The sequence below is a fragment of the Citrobacter sp. Colony219 genome, assembly GCF_019382635.1.
GTDB lineage: Bacteria > Pseudomonadota > Gammaproteobacteria > Enterobacterales > Enterobacteriaceae > Citrobacter > Citrobacter youngae.
Map to the genome: position 1 here is coordinate 4,467,555 of NZ_CP080033.1, position 544 is coordinate 4,468,098.

The 544-nt window shown below is 52.0% G+C and carries 1 protein-coding gene and 1 pseudogene; one reads left to right on the plus strand and one right to left on the minus strand.

Features of this window, described 5'->3' with window-relative positions:
* A pseudogene (locus JTI85_RS21625) lies at positions 1-159 on the plus strand (cytosine deaminase); the annotation flags it as partial.
* Between the two features lie 52 nt (positions 160-211).
* Here JTI85_RS21625 and nanQ read toward each other — a convergent pair.
* Positions 212-544: N-acetylneuraminate anomerase (gene nanQ, locus JTI85_RS19750; RefSeq protein WP_255574905.1), on the minus strand; the 333-nt coding region annotated here is incomplete at its 5' end.

The following is a 544-nucleotide window of genomic DNA, read 5'->3' on the forward strand; positions in this document are numbered from 1 at the left end:
AATCTGGTAATTTTAGCGGCAGAAAATGGGTTTGATGCGGTTCGTCGCCAGACGCCTGCACGTTATTCCATTCGTCACGGGCGAGTCATTGCTGAAACGGTGCCAAGCCAGACCACGCTGCATCTGGCACAACCGGAAGCGGTGACGTTTAAGCGCTAGGTTGTTCTATCCAGTGTCGGATGGCACAAGCCTTGCCATCCGACACGGTCTGTCAGACGTGTAATAAGCTGGCGCGCACCTTAATCACCACCTTTTTAATGTCCATCGGGGCTTGCACCACACAGCCCGGTTTATGCGGCTCGCCCGGCATAAAAATCGCAAATCTTCCCGGCTTCAGTACGATCGCCTGCTCATCGGCAATCTCGCTGCACAGCTGATAGTCATCCTCAACATGCATCTCATCGCACTGGCGAGCAGAATCGGTCATCCCGAACAGAATACGTTCTTCACCCGCCAGCAGTACCTGAATATCAATATATTGCTCGTGCAACTCCGCTTTCTTTTGCTCCGGTTGTTGCGTAACAAACTGCATGACGTTCATAAA